This is a genomic window from Zhongshania borealis, from assembly GCF_039539625.1.
Taxonomy (GTDB): Bacteria; Pseudomonadota; Gammaproteobacteria; order Pseudomonadales; family Spongiibacteraceae; genus Spongiibacter; species Spongiibacter borealis.
This window is the reverse complement of record NZ_BAABDM010000002.1, coordinates 537,856-556,770: the sequence shown is the minus strand read 5'-3', so window position 1 is coordinate 556,770 and position 18,915 is coordinate 537,856. Positions and strand designations below refer to the sequence as shown.

Below are 18,915 nucleotides of genomic sequence, written 5' to 3'. Positions count from 1 at the left end.
AATTTAGCTAGCGCCGCCGGCTAGTGGTAATGCCTGAACTCGGACTATTGTCATTTTCGTCCTCCTGCATTTTAAAACCACCTGCCATAGAATGCATTTTCTCTGGGTCATTGTCCGCGCCAAGCTTAATGAGCAAGCGCAAATCATTAGCCGAGTCGGCATGGGCGATAGCATCTTGATAGGTGATTTCACCAGACTGGTACAGATCGTAAAGCGCCTGATCAAACGTCTGCATGCCCTGCTCGGTGGAATTGCGCATTAAGTCCTTAATGCCCGCCACATCACCCTTGCGTATCAAATCGGAGGCCAACGGAGTATTCAGCAACACTTCCACACAGGCCCGGCGCCCCTGACCATCGCGCGTGGGGACCAACTGCTGAGCAACCATGGCCTTGAGATTGAGCGACAGATCCATCCACAACTGCGGATGACGGTCGGCTGGGAAAAAGTGAATAATCCGATCCAGTGCTTGGTTGGCGTTGTTCGCGTGTAAAGTACACAAGCAGAGATGCCCCGTTTCAGCAAAGGTAATGGCCTGCTCCATCGCCTCCCGGGTTCTAACTTCGCCGATCATGATGACATCGGGCGCCTGCCGCAGCATATTTTTCAAGGCCACTTCAAACGACTCAGTGTCGATACCGACTTCCCGCTGCGTCACAATGCAGCCATGATGCTGGTGCACAAATTCAATGGGGTCCTCTACGGTAATGATATGACCCCGCGAGTTTTCATTGCGATGACCAATCATTGACGCCAGCGAGGTCGACTTACCCGTACCCGTCGCGCCAACAAATACAATCAGGCCGCGCTTGGTCATCGCCAGTTCTTTCACAATTTCTGGCAGGCCCAACTCATCGCTGCTAGGTATTTTTGTCTCAATTCGGCGCAACACCATGCCGACTAAATTGCGCTGGTAAAAAGCGCTGACTCGGAAACGGCCAATACCCCTAGAACTAATCGCGAAATTGCACTCTTTATCACGCACAAATTCGCGGCGCTGTTGATCGTTCATCACACCCAGCACCACTTCACGCGCTTGCTCAGGGCTCAGCGCATTGCTGCTCATGGGAATCATTTGACCATTAATCTTTATCGACGGCGCCACCCCCGCCGAAATAAAGAGATCCGAGGCGCCTTTATCCTGCATGATCTTTAGCAGTTTTTCTATTTCCACTTATTTTGTCCCCGGAAATCGCACTCAAATATCATTATTAAAAGTTTTCAGGAAAACGCGCTTTTAAGCGTGCCGCATCGCGGTTGATCAAGCGCTTCGCCAGCATGTTTTTCAGACATTGATCCATGGTCTGCATACCCAGCGCGGCGCCCGACTGAATCGCCGAATACATCTGCGCCACCTTGTCTTCGCGAATCAGGTTTCGAATCGCAGGTGTACCAATCATAATTTCGTGGGCTGCCACGCGACCGCCCTCTGGCTTCTTCAGCAGCGTTTGGGAAATAACCCCCTGCAAAGACTCCGACAACATTGAGCGCACCATGGATTTCTCATCACCCGGAAAAACGTCGACTATCCGGTCAATGGTCTTGGCCGCGGAGGTCGTGTGCAAGGTACCAAATACCAAGTGACCGGTTTCTGCCGCGGTTAGCGCCAGACGGATAGTCTCCAAATCACGTAATTCGCCAACAAGAATGATATCAGGATCTTCACGCAGCGCCGAGCGCAGGGCCTCGTTAAATCCATGAGTATCGCGATGCACCTCTCGCTGGTTAATCAGGCATTTTTTCGATTCATGAACAAATTCGATCGGGTCTTCAATGGTCAGAATGTGGTCAAATTTATTGTCATTAATATAGTCAATCATCGCCGCCAAGGTAGTCGATTTACCCGAACCAGTCGGTCCCGTTACCAACACCAAGCCCCGCGGCAGCATCGAAATATCTTTGAATACTTGGCCCATGCCAAGATCATCCATCGACAAAACCTTAGAGGGAATTGTCCGGAATACACCACCCGCACCACGATTATGGTTAAAGGCGTTAACCCGGAAGCGGGCCACCCCCGGCACATCAAAGGAAAAGTCGGTTTCCAGAAACTCTTCAAAATCCCGCCGCTGGCGGTCATTCATAATCTCGTAGATCAGGCTGTGAACTTCACGGTGTTCAAGAGGCGGTAGATTGATACGACGAACATCGCCATCAACCCTTATCATCGGCGGCAAGCCCGCCGACAGGTGCAAATCAGACGCATTTTGCTTAGCACTGAACGCCAATAATTCGGTAATATCCATGAAATTCCTCAAGCACATCAAAACTGCACAGGCAGCACCAGACTCAAAACTTTATAACGCGACGGCGGCGGCGTACAGCACAATGTTTTTATTTTGCCGACCGATCGGCTGGGATGCGACGCCTCGGCGGAGATCGGGCATAATTCCCCTATGACAGCATCCAATACCATCATACCTAATATAGCAGCGATTCAAGCGAGGATCGCCGCCGCCTATCAAATTTCTCACGCCGACGGGCCAGCACCGACCTTAATGGCGGTCAGTAAAACCCGCAGCGCGGCCGACATCCGGCTTGCTGTGAGCGCGGGTATTCACGATATTGGCGAAAACTATTTACAAGAAGCCCTAGGCAAACAAGACGCGCTGCGAGACTTAGCCATCTGCTGGCATTTCATTGGCCCGATCCAAAGTAATAAAACTCGCACCATTGCCGAACACTTCAGCTGGGTCCACAGCGTCGACCGCGCCAAGGTCATCAATCGCTTAAACGACCAGCGGCCCTCGCCGCTTGGGCCACTGAATATTTGCCTACAAGTGAATATCAACGACGAGGCCAGCAAAGCCGGGGCAAGCCTTGGCGATATTCCTGCGCTGGCCGAACTCGCCCTCAGCCAGCCTCACTTGCGCCTGCGTGGCTTAATGGCGATTCCTGCGAACACCACCAATACCGACGAGCAACGCCGCAATTTTGCCGCTGTGCGCGAATTGCTCATTACGCTGCGCCAGCGCTTTCCGAATGCGCAACTCGATACCTTGTCCATGGGCATGTCTGCCGATATGGAGTCCGCCATTGCCGAAGGGGCAAGCATATTGCGTATCGGCAGTGATATTTTTGGCCCACGCACAGCCACCACGCCCGATTGAAGCCGCATTCACTGCCAGTATCAAAACAGGGCTGATATACTGCCGTCGGCAAATTCCCCGCGCGGCGCAGCAACAGTCGTAGCGACGAGTATCAGCAAACAAGGATTAACGTTGTGAGTACAATGCGTATTGGCTTTATCGGCGGTGGCAATATGGCCTCCAGTATTATTGGCGGTCTGGTGGCCAGCGGCTTCGCCGCTGAGCAAATCTGGGCCAGCGACCCCAATGCCGACAGCCTAAACAAACTCCTCGCGGTCGCGCCGGTGAATACCGCAAGCGACAATAACGCCTTAATTACCGCCGTCGATATTGTAATTTTGGCGGTTAAACCCCAAATAATGAAAATCGTCGCCGGTGATATCGCCGCCAGCGTGCAAGATCGCAAGCCGCTGGTCATTACTATTGCCGCCGGTGTCACCAGCGCAAGCTTAGACGGCTGGTTAGGCGGCAATACTGCCATTGTGCGCTGCATGCCGAATACCCCGGCACTGGTGCGCAGCGGCGCAACGGGCCTGTTTGCCAACACCGAGGTAAACGCCACCCAACGCGCGCAGGCGGAGCAAATTCTGCAAGCAGTTGGCTTGGCCCTGTGGGTAGACAATGAAGCGCAATTAGACGCGGTTACCGCCTTGTCTGGCAGCGGCCCAGCGTATTTCTTTTTAGTGATGGAGGCCATGCAGGCGAAAGGACTGGAAATGGGCTTAAGCGCCGAGGTCGCCAAGCAGCTAACCCTGCAAACTGCGCTTGGCGCTGCACAAATGGCCCTTGGCAGCGACGTCGATGCCGCCGAGTTACGCCGCCGCGTGACCTCGCCAAACGGCACAACCGAGCGGGCAATTAATATTTTACAAGCCGGCGGCCTTGAAGCCTTGTTTGACCAAGCGCTAGAAGGCGCACGCCTTCGCGCCGAAGAGCTCGCAATTGAATTAGATGGAGAATAGTGCCAATGAGTGCTGTTAACGAAATTACGACACTGTTACTCAATACCGTAGTTAGCCTCGGCATTGCCGTGTTTTTACTGCGGATGATTTTACAGCTGGTGAAAGCCGACTATTACAACCCTATTTCCCAATTTTTAGTAAAAGTCAGCAACCCCTTGGTATTGCCACTGCGCAAAATTATTCCCAGTGTTGGCAAAGTCGACACCGCGTCCTTGCTACTCGCGCTGCTCGTTCAGGCCCTCGGCATCGCCATGTTACTGCAGATTTACGGCGCCGGACTGCCCAATATTGGTCAATTGCTAGTGTGGTCGGTTTTGGGTATTTGCAGCGCCCTGCTCAACCTCTACTTTTTCGCCATTATCGGTAACATCATCATGAGCTGGGTTGCCCAAGGCGGCAGTAATCCCGCCGCGCGCCTGCTCTACCAAATCACCGAACCGGTTATGGCGCCGTTTCGTAAAATAGTGCCGCCCATGGGTGGGCTCGATTTATCACCAATCTTTGTGTTTTTAATTATCAATGTGCTTGAGGTCCTGCTCCGGCACATGGCCGCCAGCGCCGGTCTGCACCCGGCCTTGGTGATGGGCTTATAAAAACGGCAATACGGTGACCGACGCTCAGTACTATCAGTGGCAAGATGACGATTTAATTTTATTCTGCCATATTCAGCCCAAAGCCAGCGCCAATGAGTTTTCCGGCCAACACGGTGATCGGCTTAAAATTAGGATCACCGCAGCGGCAACTGACGGCAAGGCCAACGCGGGCTTAATTGCCTTTGTCGCCGCGGAGTTTGGGGTCAGCAAGCAGCGGGTAAGGCTGAGCGCAGGCAGTCAAAGTCGGCAAAAAACCCTTAGGATTCAAGCGCCAACAAGTATTCCCGACGCCTTGAACAAGGTAATAAAATAAACAAACCAAGTCGCTACGCGGCACAAGCACAGCAAGGAAAACGGTCTCGATGACACAGCAAGTAAATGACAGCGTCGGCATTGTGATGCCACAAACCCTGCATTTCGATCAGCCGCTGACCTTGGCCTGCGGACGGTCGCTGCCCGAGCACGACATTGTTTATGAAACCTATGGTGAGCTCAACGCCGACAAATCCAATGGCATACTGATCTGCCACGCCCTGAGCGGCCACCATCACGCCGCAGGCATTCATCATCCCGACGACCGCAAACCCGGCTGGTGGGACAGCTGTATCGGCCCCGGTAAGCCCATCGACACCAATGTGTTTTTTGTTTTAAGCATTAATAATATTGGCGGCTGCAATGGCTCCACCGGCCCCACCGCCATCAACCCCGAGACCGGCAAGCCGTGGGGGCCAGACTTTCCCCCGCTGCGCTGTCGCGACTGGGTGGAGAGCCAATACTTAATGATGCAGCACTTTGGCATCAATCAGTGGGCAGCCATTATTGGCGGTAGCCTCGGCGGCATGCAGGCCATGCGCTGGGCGCTGGAGCACCCCGACGCCCTGCGCCACTGCATTGTTATTGCCTCGGCCATGAAATTATCGGCGCAGAATATTGCCTTCAACGAAATTGCCCGCCGCGCGATTACCTCAGACGCCAATTTTCATGAGGGTCGCTACCTAGAGCACGATACCCTGCCCCGTCAGGGCTTGGCATTAGCGCGCATGGTCGGCCACATCACGTATTTGTCTGAAGACGGCATGAAGCAGAAATTTGGTCGGGAGTTAAAAACCGGCAATCTGACCTTGGGCTCTGGCTCCGACAGCGATGTCGAATTTGAGGTCGAAAGCTATCTGCGCTATCAAGGCGAAGCCTTTTCCGGCAGTTTTGACGCCAACACCTATTTACTCATGACCAAGGCGCTGGATTATTACGACTTGGCGCGCGAGTACAACGACGATCCCGCACAGGCCTTTAGCAACGCCACCTGCTCGTTCATGGTGATCTCCTTCACTACCGACTGGCGTTTTGCCCCAGCCCGCTCACGGGAGATTGTCGACGCCCTCGTCGCCGCCAATAAGCCGGTCAGCTACGCCGAGATTGAAGCTGACCACGGCCATGACGCCTTTTTAATTCCCATTCCACGTTATATGGATGTATTTCACGCCTATATGAAACGACTCAAACAGGAGCTTGGCCATGCGCTTTGACCTCACCCTGATTCAGCCGTGGATTAAGGAAGGCTGCCGCGTGCTCGACCTTGGCTGCGGCGACGGCACCTTGCTGGCGACACTCGCCCAGCAAAAGAATGTATCCAGCATCGGCCTTGAAATAGATGCCGACAATATCAACCTCGCCCTCGCCAAAGGCGTGAACGTCATTGAACACGACCTTAACCTTGGCCTGGGTAATTTTCGCGACAATAGCTTTGACATGGTGGTGATGACCCTAGCACTGCAAACCCTGCGCTACCCACATTTGGTCATTGATGAAATGCTGCGGGTTGGTAAAGAGTGCATTGTCACCTTCCCTAATTTTGGTCATTGGCGCAGCCGTTGGTATTTAGGGCAGCGCGGCAGAATGCCGGTGTCTAAATTCCTGCCCTACACCTGGTACGACACCCCCAATATTCACTTTTGTACCGTGAAAGATTTCGAGGCGCTGTGCGCCGACAAGCAGATCCGCATTCTCAATAGCGCGGTAATTGGAGCCGAAAATAATCAAAGCCCGCTTGCCGATCGTTTCCCAAATTTACTTGGCGTTACAGCCGTTTACCACATCAGTAAATGAGCTGCCTAAAAGAGTATTTATTATGAATTTTACCTATCGCTTTTTCGCGGCCCTCGGCCTTAGCCTGCTATTCAGTTTTAGCGCAGCAAGCCAAGCGCAAGTACAAGAGACACCGCCAGTTACCGAAACCAGCAAGCAATTTGGCAATGACACGGTTCACTTCAGCGTATTGAACACCAGCTTTCTTAGCCCAAAGGTCGCGCGCAGCTACGGCATTGTGCGCGGTAAAAACAAATTCCTGGTTAATGTTTCGGTACGTCGCCAAAGCGATGGCAGCAACAGCGCCGTGCGCGCCGCGATCACCGGCACCCAGTCTGACTTAATTCACCGGACCCCGCTCGATTTCCGCGAAGTCATAGAGCAAGACGCCACCTACTATATTGCTGAGTTTGCTATTAGCAATGACGAGCGCCGCGACTTCCGCCTGCAAGTTAGCGTAGACGACAAATCCAGCTACGATATTCAATTTATTAAAATGCTCTACGTCGACAAGTAGGAAGTTTATAAAGTGACTCACACTCAAGCCGCCAACCACATCGTTGTGCTCGCCAGCGGAAATCGCGGCAAGCTACAAGAATTGAATGACCTGCTTGGCGGTCTCGGCATTGCGCTGCGCAGTCAAGCCGACTACCAAGTTGTTGAGGCCGAAGAAACCGGCCTGAGCTTCATTGAAAATGCTATCTTAAAAGCCCGCAACGCCGCCCGCCAAAGCGGCTGTGCGGCGCTTGCTGACGACTCTGGTCTCTGTGTCGACGCCCTTGGCGGTGCACCGGGCATCTATTCAGCACGCTATGCCGGCGCAGGCGCGAATGACGCCGCAAACAATGCCAAACTTCTTACCGAGCTGAACAACAAGCCTCAGCGTGGCGCTCACTTCCATTGTGCACTGGCGTTTGTGCGTCACGCCGACGACCCGGCGCCCATTGTTTGCGAAGGCCAATGGCAGGGTACTATTCTTGAGCAAGCGCGCGGCGAGAATGGCTTTGGTTACGACCCGCTATTTTATATTGCCGAATTAGAAAAAAGCTCCGCCGAACTCAGCAAAGCTGAGAAGAACCAAATCAGCCATCGCGCACTGGCGTTAAAGCAGTTATTACCTCGCCTGCAAACGGAATATTTGGCCAGGGCCTAATGACCACCCACTCTTTAACGGTGGCCGACACCGCACTCAACCTAGCCATTAACGACCGAGATAACCTGCTACAGCAATGCCTTGCCGCCAAGCTGCCCGTGGCTCGCAGTTGTCGCAATGGCAATTGTGGCCGCTGTGACTGCCAGCTAGAAGCGGGCTCAGTGACATTGCGCAACGGCACTCAGCTTAATGCCCCCAATAAAATCGCTCTTTGCATAAGCCACGCTCGCAGCAATCTGCAAATCGCGCATTTACCACTGATCAGCAGCCCTCAGCACTGGCGTTGCGAAGGCGTCAACGCAAGACAATTACGGCTTCCCGCTGGGCGCCAAAGCCCACCAAAGCCCGGTGATATTGTTGCCGTTTTACTCAACAATACCGTGCACATAAACAGCATCGGCGGAATTGATGGCAGAGTCATCACCCTGCAAGACGAGTGCATTGAGGTCGCGCAACACCCGCATAATCACCACAGTATTGCGCTCCTCAATATTGATCGCGAGCATAGCGGCGACTTTGCGCTATGGCACATCAGCAACCACCAGCAAACTTTGTTATGGCAGGGAATAAATCACACTACCGGCATCGCCGCGCAGGCCGCATACCGCAGCGGTGGTAACCCAGGGCGGTACCAGCTGCGAACCAATGATCGCGACTAAGCCCTTAATTTTTATGGCTTATTGCACTTATCAATACTACTGTGGTCTCAGCCTATCAACGTAAATTAGAAAACACCCTTGAGTAGTGCACACATTCGCAACTACCCTATGCAACATCATAAGTCTGGAGACACACTGGCATGTTCAAATGGATTCTTCGTGGCGTTCTCGCCCTACTGGCCGTCATAGTAATCGGCGTGGTTTTCGCGCTGGAGCCCATCGCTAAGTTCATGATTGAACACGAGGGCAGCAAGCAAGTAGGTGCCCGGGTTGATGTCGACAGCGTCGATATTCAGTTTTACCCAACCCACGTTGCCCTGCACGGACTCACCGTTGCCAATCCACAAGAGCCAATGCGCAACTTGCTGCAAAGCGAAACAGTCTCGGCTGATGTAGATACCAAAGCGCTGTTAAAAATGCAGCTGATCGCCGATCAGGTACTTCTGTCTGGCCTACAAATGTATACCGAGCGCACAACCCCCGGCACCTTGGACGGTAAATTGCCACCACCAAAACCCGAGAGCGACAGCGGCCTACCCGGTATAGCACTACCCGACCCCAGCGCCCTATTAGCTGAAGAACAAGCAACAATACAAGCCGAAGTCGACGCCATTCAAACTGGCTTTAGCGATATTGAAAGCCGTTGGGAGGGCAAAACCGATTCCCTACCAGACCAAGCCCAATTAGATACCTACCAGCAGCGCTGGAAAGAACTAAAGCAAAAGAACATGATCGAGCGCATTGCCGGTGCCAAGCAATTGCGCGACGACATCAAAGACGACCTGAAACAATTCAAAACTTTAAACGACGATATTAAAACCGACTCAGCCGAAGTAAAAAGCCTCACGCTGCGCGCGGCGAATTTACCCGCCGACCAATCTAAGCGCATGCTCTCTAAATACGGCCTTGATCAAGGCAGCGAAGGCATGCTCCGCTTTTTGCTTGGCGACGAAGTAAATACCTTTGTGCAACGTGGCCTCAGCCTCTACCAAGAAACCATGGGTAGCATGGCAGAAAAAGAACCCGCACCGAGCGAGGCACCGACTGAATTACCCGTAAAACTCCTCATTCGCCAAATACTCATCGACGGCTACCAAGTGATTGGCGGTGAAAAGCTCGCCTATTCTGGTGAAATTAATGACGTTACCGACCAGCAAGACTACTGGAATAAACCCATCACCATGGCCCTCCGCGGCGGCATGGAAGAAAAATCTCAGCTTGTCATCGACGGCATATTTGACCAGCGCAATAACACCCTAAAAAGTGTTTTCAATATGGCGTTGAAACAACTGGCACTGTCTGGCGTATCACTTTCGCAAAGCCCCGACCTGCCCCTGCAATTAGAAAAAGGCATTGCCGATATTAGCGCCAACTTTGGCATCGACGGCGACACCCTCAAAGGCTCCGCCAAAGGCCTCGTCAACCAAGCCAAACTCTTGGTTGCTAATGCTGCCGCCGATAACAAAACAGCCAACTTATTGGCCGCCGCGCTAGAAGACGTCAGCCGCCTAGTGATGGATTTAAGTGTTAACGGCACAGTTAACGAACCAGCCATTAAATTAAAATCCAACCTCGACAGTATACTGGGCGATGTTCTCGGCGCAGAACTTAAAGCCAAACTTGGCGAGGCAGAAAACGAACTCAAAGCCAAGCTCAGCAGCGACTACGGGCCACAAATGGCCAAGCTTCAAGAGAAGAAAAATATCCTTGGTGAATACCAAGAACTGCTCGGTAATCGCGAGGCCGCGCTGCAAGCCTTAATGAAGGAAATGCTTTAAGCCTTACCTACAAGCGGCGACCAACGGAAAAATCTAGGCCTCAGCAAATGTGCTAAAAAATATCGCCCGCTAGGCCTGCCCTGCACTAGACGCAAATCCAGTTAGGGCAGGCATTTTCTAGGCCTGCTGTACGTCTTCGCACACCGTAGCCAGCCGCTGCAGTTAGTGAATAAGATCACGCATGCTCAACGCAACAACACGCTTTTTAAAATAATTACCCCCCAGAAAACAGGCTAGCGCTAGCGACTTTACCCAGCCTATACCCTTTGGCTGCGACAATTAGCCGCATTTTCAGAAGCCTATTTTGTCGCTAGACTTCCTTGCATTTTCGAGGGGAAGAAAAATGAATCTATTGTCAAAACTAGGATTAATTGTATCCACATCGCTGACCTTAATTGCCTGTGGCGGCTCGTCAGGTAGCGGCGGTAGCAGCGAAGTGAGCATTCCCTTTGCTGCCAAGGCGAACAACACTGATATAAATTGCAATGCGCAACTGACCGGCCTAGGGACTGACGGCTCATCCGGCACGATTCGTGGTTTCGCCCTGTATATCCACGATGTGGTGTTAATCAATAGCGACGGCAGCGAAATGCCCCTCACCCTCGACGACAATGACTGGCAAAGTAGCAGCGTTGCGCTCTTAGACTACCAAGATAAACTAGATAACTGCGCCAGCGATACTGACAAACCTACCAATAAAGTAGTGCTTGGCAGCGTAGCGGGTGGCCTCAACAATGTTGATCGCATTCGCTTCACCGTCGGTGTTCCCGGCGATCTAAATCACCAAGACTTAACTGCTGCGACTTCACCCTTAAACCGCACCGATATGCATTGGTCATGGCAGTCTGGTTACAAACATTTGCGCATGGATTTTGCCCCCGATGGCGGCGTAATGAAACCAGACAATACCAGCACCACCACTTGGAATATTCACCTAGGCAGTACTGGTTGTGTCGGTAATCCGCAAAACGATGAAGCCGTCAGCTGCAGCGCAATTAATCGCCCAACAATTGAAATTGATGTTAGCGATATTGAGAATCAAACCATCGTCATTGATTATGGCAAACTAGTTGAAAACAATGCGCTTATGACTGACCAAGGCGGGGCGCCTGGCTGCATGTCGGGCAGCACTGATTTAGATTGCACAGATATTTTCGATTCTCTCGGCATGGGCCTTGGCGAAAATGATGAGCCCACGGATGGCCAAACTGTATTTAGCGCCCAATCGCTATAGAGCCCACCATGAAAAAAACCTATTCCATGGCCGCGTTTGCGGCCATTTTTGTTACCGTCTTATCAGCCTGTGGTGGCGGTAGCGAAACCCGCTACCAAACCGGTTCAAACACCGAAGCTCAGGTATTTAACTGGAATCTTCCCGAGCATGTCCCGCTACCGATCGTGCCAACCGACAACCCCGTAAGCGAGGGCATGTTTGCGCTAGGTCGCCACCTATTTTACGATCAGCGTTTATCAGGCAACGCCAGCCAGTCCTGCGCATCATGCCATCACCAAAACCTTGCTTTTGCTGAGTCCTTAGAGCGTTCAATTGGCTCTACCGGCGAACTCCATCCCCGCAATGCGCAAAGCTTGGTCAATGTCGCCTTCAACACCACATACACATGGGCAAACCCCGCACTAATAAGTTTAGAACAACAAATATTAGTGCCCCTGTTCGGTGAATTTCCGGTAGAACAAGGTATTAACGAAGACAACAAAGACTCGATTCTGGCAGAACTAAGCGATGACCCTGTATACCAAGAACTCGCTGCCGACATTCCAAATAATGACAGCAGCGAGCTACTCAATTTCGACATCATCGTCAAAGCCTTGGCGACCTTTGTGCGGGGGATCAACTCCTTTAGCAGCGATACAGACCGCTATGAAAATGGCGAGACCACTATACTCACCGACGCCGCAAAACGGGGCCGAAGCTTATTTTTTAGCGAAGGTTTAGAGTGCTTCCACTGCCATGGCGGCTATAACTTCAGCGATGCCACCGCAGATAGCAGCCAGCTGTTTGTGGATATGCCTTTTCATAACACCGGTCTTTATAATATCGATGGCGAAGGCGCCTACCCCGAGATCAGTCAGGGCATCATTGAAATCACCGGTAAAGCCAGTGATATGGGCAAATTTAAAGCACCCAGTTTACGCAACGTTAACCTTACAGCGCCGTATATGCACGATGGCAGTATAGCGACTCTTGGAGAAGTCATTCGCACCTACGCCGCCGGTGGCCGCAATATTAGCAATGGTCCAAATGCTGGCGATGGCAGAACAAATCCTTTTCGTGACGGCTTTATTTCAGGGTTTAATATCAGCGAAGATGATATTCAAAACCTGATCGCCTTTCTCGAAAGCCTCACGGATTTTGAGCTCATCAACAATCCTCGCTTTGCCGATCCTTGGGAAAACTAATCAATGAAGAAAATGAGCCTGTTGTTGGCGACATTGGCATTTAGTCACACTGCATTTAGTCACACTGTAAATTTTAATGACGAAGCGCTCATCGAAACTGAACTGGCGGTATCGCTTTCCTACAGCTATCGCAATAAAACCTATGTTGCACCAACCGCAGACTGGCAAATTCCCGGCACCCTAATGGGCGGGGAAGCGCTACCAGTAGACGATGACGCGGCACTGGACGACGCCACCGCCGATTATCGATATGCGCTTAGCCGCAATAACGGTTTCCAACTCAGCGCTGAAGCCCATGGTGGCCATGGCGAAACTGAATTTAAATTTTCGCACTACTGGTATATGCATCAATGGCGCACTGACAACAGCACCCTACGTTTAGAAGCGGGCAAAATGTTTGCGGCCTTCACGCCGCATGCCAATTGGCATGCAAGCCAAGATGCCTATAGCGAAGCCAGTCTGACGGGGGATATTCTCTGGGGCCGAAGCCTCGTCGACAAGGGTATACGCGCCAGCGAGCAACGCGGCGCATGGAGCTATGGGGTAGAGCTTTGGCAAGGCGATAGCTGGCTGGCCAACAATGGTCACGCCGGCGATCTATTTGCTCGCTACGACGGCCAATATCACAATCTCAAGTACCAGCTTGGCGCTTGGCTGTTAAGCGCAGAAGCAAATGAGCGCCGCGATACCCGCTACTTTGGCGGACATAGCCACGGCAATGTCGTTGTCACTAGCAACGATGCCTCATTTACCGGCGATATCTTGGCTGGCGGCATCGACGGTGAACTTGAAATTAGTATTGCCCACCATAACACCCTGCGTCTGGGGCTGAGCCTTACGCAGTTAGAATATGATGGTTTGGTGCAAGAGTCTCAACGCGAAGCGTCAATCAATAGCCAATACCAATCCACCCAGCTAGAAGCGACATGGCAAAATGGCCGTCATCAACTGAGTTCACGATACGAAAATTTGACATTAGATAATACCATGACCGGTGCGGCAGCCATCTTGGTAGGGCGTAATACAAGCTTAGACAACCCCGATGGAATTGATCCAAAGCGCACAACACTTAGCTACCGATTCCAATATAGTTCCAATCTAACATTACGTACCGAATGGATAGACGAAAGCTTTGGAAATATCGATCAACAACGATGGCTTGTAGGCTTTGTACTGCACGGCATTTTTAACTAAGTCGAAAATTCGTTTAGCGAGATTTTCCACACGTCTCACCATCGCGCGACAACAGTGAACAAAAATTGAATTTCCCAAGCACTTATTTAATATCGATTCCGATACGTCTAAATAATCATATTTGTTGCCATGCAATCTAAAACGCTAATGAATTAGTGAGACTGCAATAGCCACACTTTTTCCTGCGCTGGGCACCGGCCTTTAAGTCCGCCTTCCAGGATTTTATTTCTTAATAATGCTAGGTGATACGTGGATTGATAATGGCTTGCCAACTCTTCATCACTAATTGAGAACGGCGGCCCTGCTTGCTTGCTCTGATCGTAGTCGTAATTAATTAAAAGCTGCGGGGCCGATTTTGTTATTGTTCTAAGTAATACGGTGTAGTCGGCGCGAAGTGTATCTGGCAAAGCAACTAATGCAGCGCGGTCGTATATTGCGTCGACCGCACCGAGTACAGCTGGCGTTAGGTCGAAAATATCGCCCACGAAGATGTCTATGTTTTCTGCTTGGTAATGCACCAGGGAGCCTAACACTGAACGCTGCGGTATAAGGCCAAGCTCTGCAAATAGTTCATCTATTGCGATGGCGCTTAATTCCGCGCCCACCACGCGATAGCCTTGCTGCAGCAGCCAGCCAATATCCAGAGTTTTCCCGCACAGCGGTATAAACACTCTGGCTCCGCTAGCAAGACCGAGGCGATTGAAATACTGAGTCAATAAAGGGTTGGGGCTTGCAGCGTGAAAGGCGATTTCTTTACTTGCCCATTTTTTATGCCAAAAACTTGCTTCCATTTCTTTTCCCAAGTGCTTAGTGGAACTAGCTAGCTCGACTATTGTGTTTATGAAACGCGCAGATTCCTGCGTGCAGCCGCACGATAAACTCGATAGCCGATGGCTAATAAAAAGCAAATCATCGCGGGCAAACCTAAAGCAAAAAATTGCCACAGGCTAAACAAATAGGCGCCGAGTGTACCGCCTAAAATAAAGCCGAAGATGATCAATACAAATAGCAGCGCTTTGCGCTTGTCGAATTGACCTCCGCGCAATTTAGCGCCGAGCATCAATCCGAGATCCGTAAATATCCCCGTAACATGCGTGGTCCGCACCACCGCACCGCTATAACTAGACGCCAAGGCGTTCTGCAAGCCGCAGGCGGCTGAGGCGGTGTAATGGCCGAGCAATGAGCCGTTATTTAGAAAGTAAATTGAGGCAAGTAATAAGCTGCCTTCAAACACCAGCAAAGTATCGTAATGCCTGCCCAGCTTCAGGGAGTCACTTGAAAGAAATACACCAGATATTGCGGCGCCAAAGAGAAAACTGAGCAGGATCCCGAGCAAGTGAAGCGTGCTGCTCAATGTACCTTGGCTTAAGCCAGTTCCGAGTAGTGTTGCCGTACCGGAAAGGTGGGAAATAGACTGATGTTTAAACCCCATTAGACCGACTGCATTGACATTGCCCGCGACAAACGCCAGCACAAAAGCGCCGTACTCCACCCACCGAGGTAGCCTCGAAATCATTAAATCATCCCGCTAAGAGTATTGTGCAAAGCTCAACTAGTAGAGCGCACAAACACTATTTCTAGCACAATAACGCCGCTCACACTATCCACGTGTCACTACTGTCAAATTCCGCAAGTTGATTTAACCACGATTTTAACAAGACTTGCTGCGCGGGTCGGGCTTCGATCAGTTTAAAATAGAAATTTCGGCGTTCGGCCAACAAGGTTCGCATCAATCGCGATGAAAACTGTCGCGCCGCGGTCTCTGTCGCGCTGCGAGTATGAGGCCCCATTACACCATCTTCGTTCAGTGCTGGCTTCGCGCCCAATAAATTACAGCTGCGCTGCACAAACAGTAATGCCTGTTCGGGACCATGATTCACCGCGCTATCAAACACAAATCCCTGAATCATTGCGGGTAGCTGATCAATACCCGGCGCGAGGTAATAGTTCTGTCGGTAAATTTTGTGCGCGAGAGACTGATCTAGGTTTTCGATCTCAGCAGTGCTTGCATTCCGACCTAAGTAGATAGACAGCGTGTGCTGACTAATCCCAAAATGGGCGGGGCCACCACTATCAGCGGCATACTTAACGTAGCCACCAGCACGACGAATTAGCCCCGAAATAATACTTTCTATGTTCGACATCAGCTTACTCCCTGTAAACAAACACCTCAGCTCAATCGAACTTACTCCTTAAACGTTCGCTTCGTATTATTAAAGCGGCACAACGAGCTCCCTAGCGCTTGCTCAGCTTCTTTAAAAACACGGTGATTTCTCGTTCGGTTTGCTTGTCGCCTTTTTCTTGCGCTGCCGCTAAACCTTGCTGCCAAGCCGTTTCTGCTTCACTGGCATCGCCACCTTGCAAAAGCGCCTTTCCCAATAGCTTCCACGCCGCTGAATAACTGGGGTCCATGCCAACACAATGCCGAAAATGGCCAATGGCGATTTCGGCGTTTTGATCATCGAGATACGCTTTGCCAAGGCCAAAGCGCAGCATGGCGCTGTCATTGCCTTTGGCCAGCATTTTTTCAAGTGCAGTAATATTCACAGCCTAGGTTAATCCTTGAGCTTGCTTAATGACGGCTGCGGTAAGCTTGGCAGCGACTGGCCCTGAAGCTGCAGCGCTTCTTGGGCATAGCGCTCAGCCGCCGCTGGCTCGTCCAAATTGGCCATCAGCCGACCAAGTTCAAAGCACAGCTCAGCATTGGGACTAAGCTGGTAGCCTTGCTCAAAATACTCCCGGGCCTTACCCCAAAGCTCATTACGCAACGCTAAGCGACCAAGCGTTAAAAACAACACCGCATCATCGCCGTGATCTTTAATCCACGATTCCGCCGCACTGAGCTGGCGTGCAACGTCACTACCGGCAATTAGGCCGTACAGTTTCAGCAAGTCACTGTGCCAATATAGCTTTAACGACTGCCGCAGTAATTTTTCAGCGCTACCGGCGTCGCCAGCCGCGACAAGCACCCGGCAATACGCTAACAATAGGCCGCTGTCTCGATGCCAGGTGCGAGGCACATGCTTCCACCACTGCTGCAATGCGCCAATGTCACCTTGCTGAGCGGTGTGTTCGAGCTGGCCCATTAAGGCCTGACGCTCTAACTCCGCTAATCGTTCATCACTGAGGCCGCCGTGTTTACGCAAATCTGGCATTAAGGCCAGTAGGGAATTCCAGTCTCGTAACCCGATATACACTTTTTTAAGCAGCGTCAGCACCGAAGGATGCCGCTCGGCATTACGTCGCGCACGGGTTAATGTAGCGAGCGCCTCTTCCAAACTACCGCTTTCCACCTGCATTTCTGCCTGCGTTAACGCCACCGCAATACTGGCTTTATTCGTCGTCTCCTCGGCTAGCCCCAAATAATGCCGGCTGCCAGGTGTATCGCCAAGTGCGTGACTCGCACGCGCCGCCAACAAATAATTAATGAGTGGCGTTTCAGTGTCTTTTGCGGAGTCGGTGAGCAATTTGCGCGATTTCGCCCAATTACCTTCAATAAAGGCGATCATTCCTAAGGTGGTGTGGCTACGCCCCCGTTCCGCTCGGCGCACGCTCCAAAAGGAGCCAATGCTGTCGGATACTTTGGCGCCCCGTCGCAGACTCATAAAAATTAGCATGACCAGTATTAGGAACACGCTTAATACTGCCACGCCAACCCATATCGTCATTTCGACAGTGGTTTGACCGTAAGCAATTAAAATATAGCCCGAATCCTGCTGTATGGCCGCGGCCAGACCCGCGGCCAGCGCTAAGGCCAGCAGTACCGCAATGAAAATCTTCATTTACGTACCTCTTGCTGCCAGCGATGACTTTTTAAATACACTTTCAAACTGCGTAAGGAGCCGGAAATATCGGCCATTTCGGGACTGACCGGCATATCGCGAACAGTGGCAATTTGCTTTAACAAACCATCGCGATGGTCGTCGAGTTGGTAATATTCCTGAAGCCACACCGCGGCTTTATCTAAGGCGCGCTGGTAGAGCACCGGGCGATTCGCCAACAATGCCATTTGCGCCTGTTCAAACATGAGCCGCAAGCTCGCGCGCAGCGCAGCCTCCTGCTCCGGTGCCAGCTGAGCTTTAAATCCCTCATCGTGATGACGTATCCGGATATAACTGCGCAATTTGCTCCACGCGCGATCTAAACCATTCTGCAGCCGCTCCTGCCATTCGCCGGTCACTTCCTCAGTTTCTTCTGCAACAAAGCTTGGCGCTTGGTATAGCTGAAGCTTCGCCGCCTCGGTCGCCAAACCTTGAAGGGCCAGATATACGCCTTCGATGTCGATATCAGCGCTGTTTTGTAAGGCACTCATTTCCTTAGCCAGCTCAGCTCGCACCTGGTGTAAAGCGGTGTCGTCTAACTCTCTTAAGATGGCGTCGGCGCTACTCAGTAGTTGTGCGGCAGCGCGGGGGTCGTGGCTCAATTGTGCACGCTGATTCGCCAGCCGCAGCAAGTATTCAACTTCTGCCAATAGCCAGTCACGACGATCAACCGTGGCAAGTGACTGAAGTTTTGTTTCTACTTCTTGGCTGCGACGGTTCAGCGCGTTCAGCTGACCGTTGCTGTCGAGTCGCAATTGCGCCAGCGCTTCGCGCTGTGCCGACAAGCTAGCGACTAACTCGGCCTGCGAAGCTGAAAGACTTTGGATATCTGACCGCAAATCACTTACGGTGGTGTCCTTGGTCAGCGACGCTAAATAATCTTGTTGGTATAACCATGCCGATAGCGCCAAGGCCAAAACGGCAATTAGTAATGCCAGCAAGGCGATGACGACGCCGGTCCGCTTTGGTTTTACCTGTTCTGGTTTCGCCGCCGCAGCTTTTGGGGGTTCAGCCGGTTTTACTTCCGGCTTTTTCGCTGCAGCAGCGGGTGGAACGGGGGCCGCTGGAATCGACTCCGCCGCGACGTCTTTTTTATCTTCCGGTTTGTCACCGCTCATTATTGTCTCTCTGTTCAAATACACAGTTTAAAGGCGCTGTGGCTA

Annotated in this window: 21 protein-coding genes; 13 read left to right on the top strand and 8 right to left on the bottom strand. The window is 51.8% G+C overall.

All coding sequences use genetic code 11. The features are described from left to right. Window positions 1–7: 7 nt before the first annotated feature. Together ABD836_RS08885 and ABD836_RS08880 are read right to left on the bottom strand one after the other, a co-directional pair. On the bottom strand, window positions 8–1,174 hold the full coding sequence (locus tag ABD836_RS08885; protein ID WP_344934764.1) for a PilT/PilU family type 4a pilus ATPase: 1,167 nt from the start codon (window positions 1,172–1,174) through the stop codon (window positions 8–10). Between the two features lie 37 nt (window positions 1,175–1,211). Beyond that, on the bottom strand, window positions 1,212–2,246 hold the full coding sequence (locus tag ABD836_RS08880; RefSeq protein ID WP_344934761.1) for a type IV pilus twitching motility protein PilT: 1,035 nt from the start codon (window positions 2,244–2,246) through the stop codon (window positions 1,212–1,214). A gap of 150 nt (window positions 2,247–2,396) precedes the next feature. On the opposite strand from ABD836_RS08880, the gene ABD836_RS08875 reads away from it, so the two are divergent. The 13 genes from ABD836_RS08875 to ABD836_RS08815 all read left to right on the top strand — a co-directional run bounded on the left by ABD836_RS08875 (window position 2,397) and on the right by ABD836_RS08815 (window position 13,931). Continuing rightward, window positions 2,397–3,110, top strand: a complete 714-nt coding sequence (locus ABD836_RS08875) for a YggS family pyridoxal phosphate-dependent enzyme (RefSeq protein WP_344934759.1) — start codon at window positions 2,397–2,399, stop codon at window positions 3,108–3,110. A gap of 122 nt (window positions 3,111–3,232) precedes the next feature. Then, window positions 3,233–4,051 (top strand): pyrroline-5-carboxylate reductase, encoded by an 819-nt coding sequence (gene proC, locus ABD836_RS08870; protein ID WP_344935025.1) that lies wholly within the window; start codon window positions 3,233–3,235, stop codon window positions 4,049–4,051. 5 nt (window positions 4,052–4,056) lie between these two features. Then, window positions 4,057–4,644 (top strand): YggT family protein, encoded by a 588-nt coding sequence (locus tag ABD836_RS08865; protein WP_344934757.1) that lies wholly within the window; start codon window positions 4,057–4,059, stop codon window positions 4,642–4,644. Between the two features lie 13 nt (window positions 4,645–4,657). After that, window positions 4,658–4,957: a DUF167 family protein gene (locus ABD836_RS08860; RefSeq protein WP_344934755.1), complete on the top strand. Its 300-nt coding sequence runs from the start codon at window positions 4,658–4,660 to the stop codon at window positions 4,955–4,957. A 49-nt stretch (window positions 4,958–5,006) separates the two neighbouring features. Beyond that, window positions 5,007–6,170, top strand: coding sequence for a homoserine O-succinyltransferase MetX (gene metX / locus ABD836_RS08855; RefSeq protein ID WP_344934751.1), 1,164 nt, complete (start codon window positions 5,007–5,009; stop codon window positions 6,168–6,170). Then, window positions 6,160–6,750 (top strand): methionine biosynthesis protein MetW, encoded by a 591-nt coding sequence (metW, locus tag ABD836_RS08850; protein WP_344934748.1) that lies wholly within the window; start codon window positions 6,160–6,162, stop codon window positions 6,748–6,750. Before metX ends, metW begins: the two co-directional genes overlap by 11 nt. A 22-nt stretch (window positions 6,751–6,772) precedes the next feature. Then, on the top strand, window positions 6,773–7,246 hold the full coding sequence (locus tag ABD836_RS08845; RefSeq protein ID WP_344934746.1) for a DUF4426 domain-containing protein: 474 nt from the start codon (window positions 6,773–6,775) through the stop codon (window positions 7,244–7,246). Window positions 7,247–7,258: 12 nt separating this feature from the next. After that, the gene (rdgB, locus tag ABD836_RS08840) at window positions 7,259–7,882 is read left to right on the top strand and encodes an RdgB/HAM1 family non-canonical purine NTP pyrophosphatase (RefSeq protein ID WP_344934744.1); all 624 of its coding nucleotides are present in this window, start codon (window positions 7,259–7,261) and stop codon (window positions 7,880–7,882) included. Next, entirely contained in the window at window positions 7,882–8,541 is a 660-nt protein-coding gene (locus ABD836_RS08835; RefSeq protein ID WP_344934742.1) for a 2Fe-2S iron-sulfur cluster-binding protein, read from the top strand. Before rdgB ends, ABD836_RS08835 begins: the two co-directional genes overlap by 1 nt. A 140-nt stretch (window positions 8,542–8,681) precedes the next feature. Further along, the gene (locus ABD836_RS08830) at window positions 8,682–10,319 is read left to right on the top strand and encodes a TIGR03545 family protein (protein WP_344934739.1); all 1,638 of its coding nucleotides are present in this window, start codon (window positions 8,682–8,684) and stop codon (window positions 10,317–10,319) included. Between the two features lie 343 nt (window positions 10,320–10,662). Continuing rightward, window positions 10,663–11,553 (top strand): MbnP family copper-binding protein, encoded by an 891-nt coding sequence (locus ABD836_RS08825; protein WP_344934737.1) that lies wholly within the window; start codon window positions 10,663–10,665, stop codon window positions 11,551–11,553. 8 nt (window positions 11,554–11,561) lie between these two features. Beyond that, window positions 11,562–12,737 carry an MbnH family di-heme enzyme gene (locus tag ABD836_RS08820; RefSeq protein ID WP_344934735.1) on the top strand — a complete coding sequence of 392 codons (1,176 nt, stop codon included), beginning with the start codon at window positions 11,562–11,564 and terminating at the stop codon, window positions 12,735–12,737. Between the two features lie 3 nt (window positions 12,738–12,740). After that, window positions 12,741–13,931, top strand: coding sequence for a hypothetical protein (locus ABD836_RS08815; protein ID WP_344934733.1), 1,191 nt, complete (start codon window positions 12,741–12,743; stop codon window positions 13,929–13,931). A gap of 152 nt (window positions 13,932–14,083) precedes the next feature. On the opposite strand, the gene tmpT is transcribed toward ABD836_RS08815, so the two are convergent. From tmpT to ABD836_RS08785, 6 genes are all read right to left on the bottom strand, one after another. Further along, window positions 14,084–14,722, bottom strand: coding sequence for a thiopurine S-methyltransferase (tmpT, locus tag ABD836_RS08810; protein ID WP_344934731.1), 639 nt, complete (start codon window positions 14,720–14,722; stop codon window positions 14,084–14,086). A 47-nt stretch (window positions 14,723–14,769) separates the two neighbouring features. Further along, window positions 14,770–15,447 carry a YoaK family protein gene (locus tag ABD836_RS08805; RefSeq protein WP_344934729.1) on the bottom strand — a complete coding sequence of 226 codons (678 nt, stop codon included), beginning with the start codon at window positions 15,445–15,447 and terminating at the stop codon, window positions 14,770–14,772. A 79-nt stretch (window positions 15,448–15,526) separates the two neighbouring features. Next, window positions 15,527–16,075, bottom strand: a complete 549-nt coding sequence (locus tag ABD836_RS08800) for a glycoside hydrolase family 108 protein (RefSeq protein WP_344934727.1) — start codon at window positions 16,073–16,075, stop codon at window positions 15,527–15,529. Between the two features lie 91 nt (window positions 16,076–16,166). After that, window positions 16,167–16,478 (bottom strand): tetratricopeptide repeat protein, encoded by a 312-nt coding sequence (locus ABD836_RS08795; RefSeq protein WP_344934724.1) that lies wholly within the window; start codon window positions 16,476–16,478, stop codon window positions 16,167–16,169. 8 nt (window positions 16,479–16,486) lie between these two features. Beyond that, window positions 16,487–17,713, bottom strand: a complete 1,227-nt coding sequence (locus ABD836_RS08790; RefSeq protein WP_344934722.1) for a heme biosynthesis HemY N-terminal domain-containing protein — start codon at window positions 17,711–17,713, stop codon at window positions 16,487–16,489. Next, window positions 17,710–18,870 (bottom strand): uroporphyrinogen-III C-methyltransferase, encoded by a 1,161-nt coding sequence (locus tag ABD836_RS08785; protein ID WP_344934720.1) that lies wholly within the window; start codon window positions 18,868–18,870, stop codon window positions 17,710–17,712. Before ABD836_RS08785 ends, ABD836_RS08790 begins: the two co-directional genes overlap by 4 nt. Window positions 18,871–18,915 lie beyond the last annotated feature (45 nt).

Bases quoted from the DNA above. Each gene is read 5' to 3' on its own strand.
- metX (WP_344934751.1), top strand. From the start codon at position 5,007: ATGACACAGCAAGTAAATGACAGCGTCGGCATTGTGATGCCACAAACC.
- ABD836_RS08815 (WP_344934733.1), top strand. From the start codon at position 12,741: ATGAAGAAAATGAGCCTGTTGTTGGCGACATTGGCATTTAGTCACACT.
- ABD836_RS08825 (WP_344934737.1), top strand. From the start codon at position 10,663: ATGAATCTATTGTCAAAACTAGGATTAATTGTATCCACATCGCTGACC.
- ABD836_RS08805 (WP_344934729.1), bottom strand. From the start codon at position 15,447: ATGATTTCGAGGCTACCTCGGTGGGTGGAGTACGGCGCTTTTGTGCTG.
- ABD836_RS08790 (WP_344934722.1), bottom strand. From the start codon at position 17,713: ATGAAGATTTTCATTGCGGTACTGCTGGCCTTAGCGCTGGCCGCGGGT.
- ABD836_RS08835 (WP_344934742.1), top strand. From the start codon at position 7,882: ATGACCACCCACTCTTTAACGGTGGCCGACACCGCACTCAACCTAGCC.
- ABD836_RS08785 (WP_344934720.1), bottom strand. From the start codon at position 18,870: ATGAGCGGTGACAAACCGGAAGATAAAAAAGACGTCGCGGCGGAGTCG.
- ABD836_RS08865 (WP_344934757.1), top strand. From the start codon at position 4,057: ATGAGTGCTGTTAACGAAATTACGACACTGTTACTCAATACCGTAGTT.
- ABD836_RS08820 (WP_344934735.1), top strand. From the start codon at position 11,562: ATGAAAAAAACCTATTCCATGGCCGCGTTTGCGGCCATTTTTGTTACC.
- metW (WP_344934748.1), top strand. From the start codon at position 6,160: ATGCGCTTTGACCTCACCCTGATTCAGCCGTGGATTAAGGAAGGCTGC.
- ABD836_RS08800 (WP_344934727.1), bottom strand. From the start codon at position 16,075: ATGTCGAACATAGAAAGTATTATTTCGGGGCTAATTCGTCGTGCTGGT.
- ABD836_RS08875 (WP_344934759.1), top strand. From the start codon at position 2,397: ATGACAGCATCCAATACCATCATACCTAATATAGCAGCGATTCAAGCG.
- ABD836_RS08880 (WP_344934761.1), bottom strand. From the start codon at position 2,246: ATGGATATTACCGAATTATTGGCGTTCAGTGCTAAGCAAAATGCGTCT.
- ABD836_RS08845 (WP_344934746.1), top strand. From the start codon at position 6,773: ATGAATTTTACCTATCGCTTTTTCGCGGCCCTCGGCCTTAGCCTGCTA.
- tmpT (WP_344934731.1), bottom strand. From the start codon at position 14,722: ATGGAAGCAAGTTTTTGGCATAAAAAATGGGCAAGTAAAGAAATCGCC.
- ABD836_RS08830 (WP_344934739.1), top strand. From the start codon at position 8,682: ATGTTCAAATGGATTCTTCGTGGCGTTCTCGCCCTACTGGCCGTCATA.
- proC (WP_344935025.1), top strand. From the start codon at position 3,233: ATGCGTATTGGCTTTATCGGCGGTGGCAATATGGCCTCCAGTATTATT.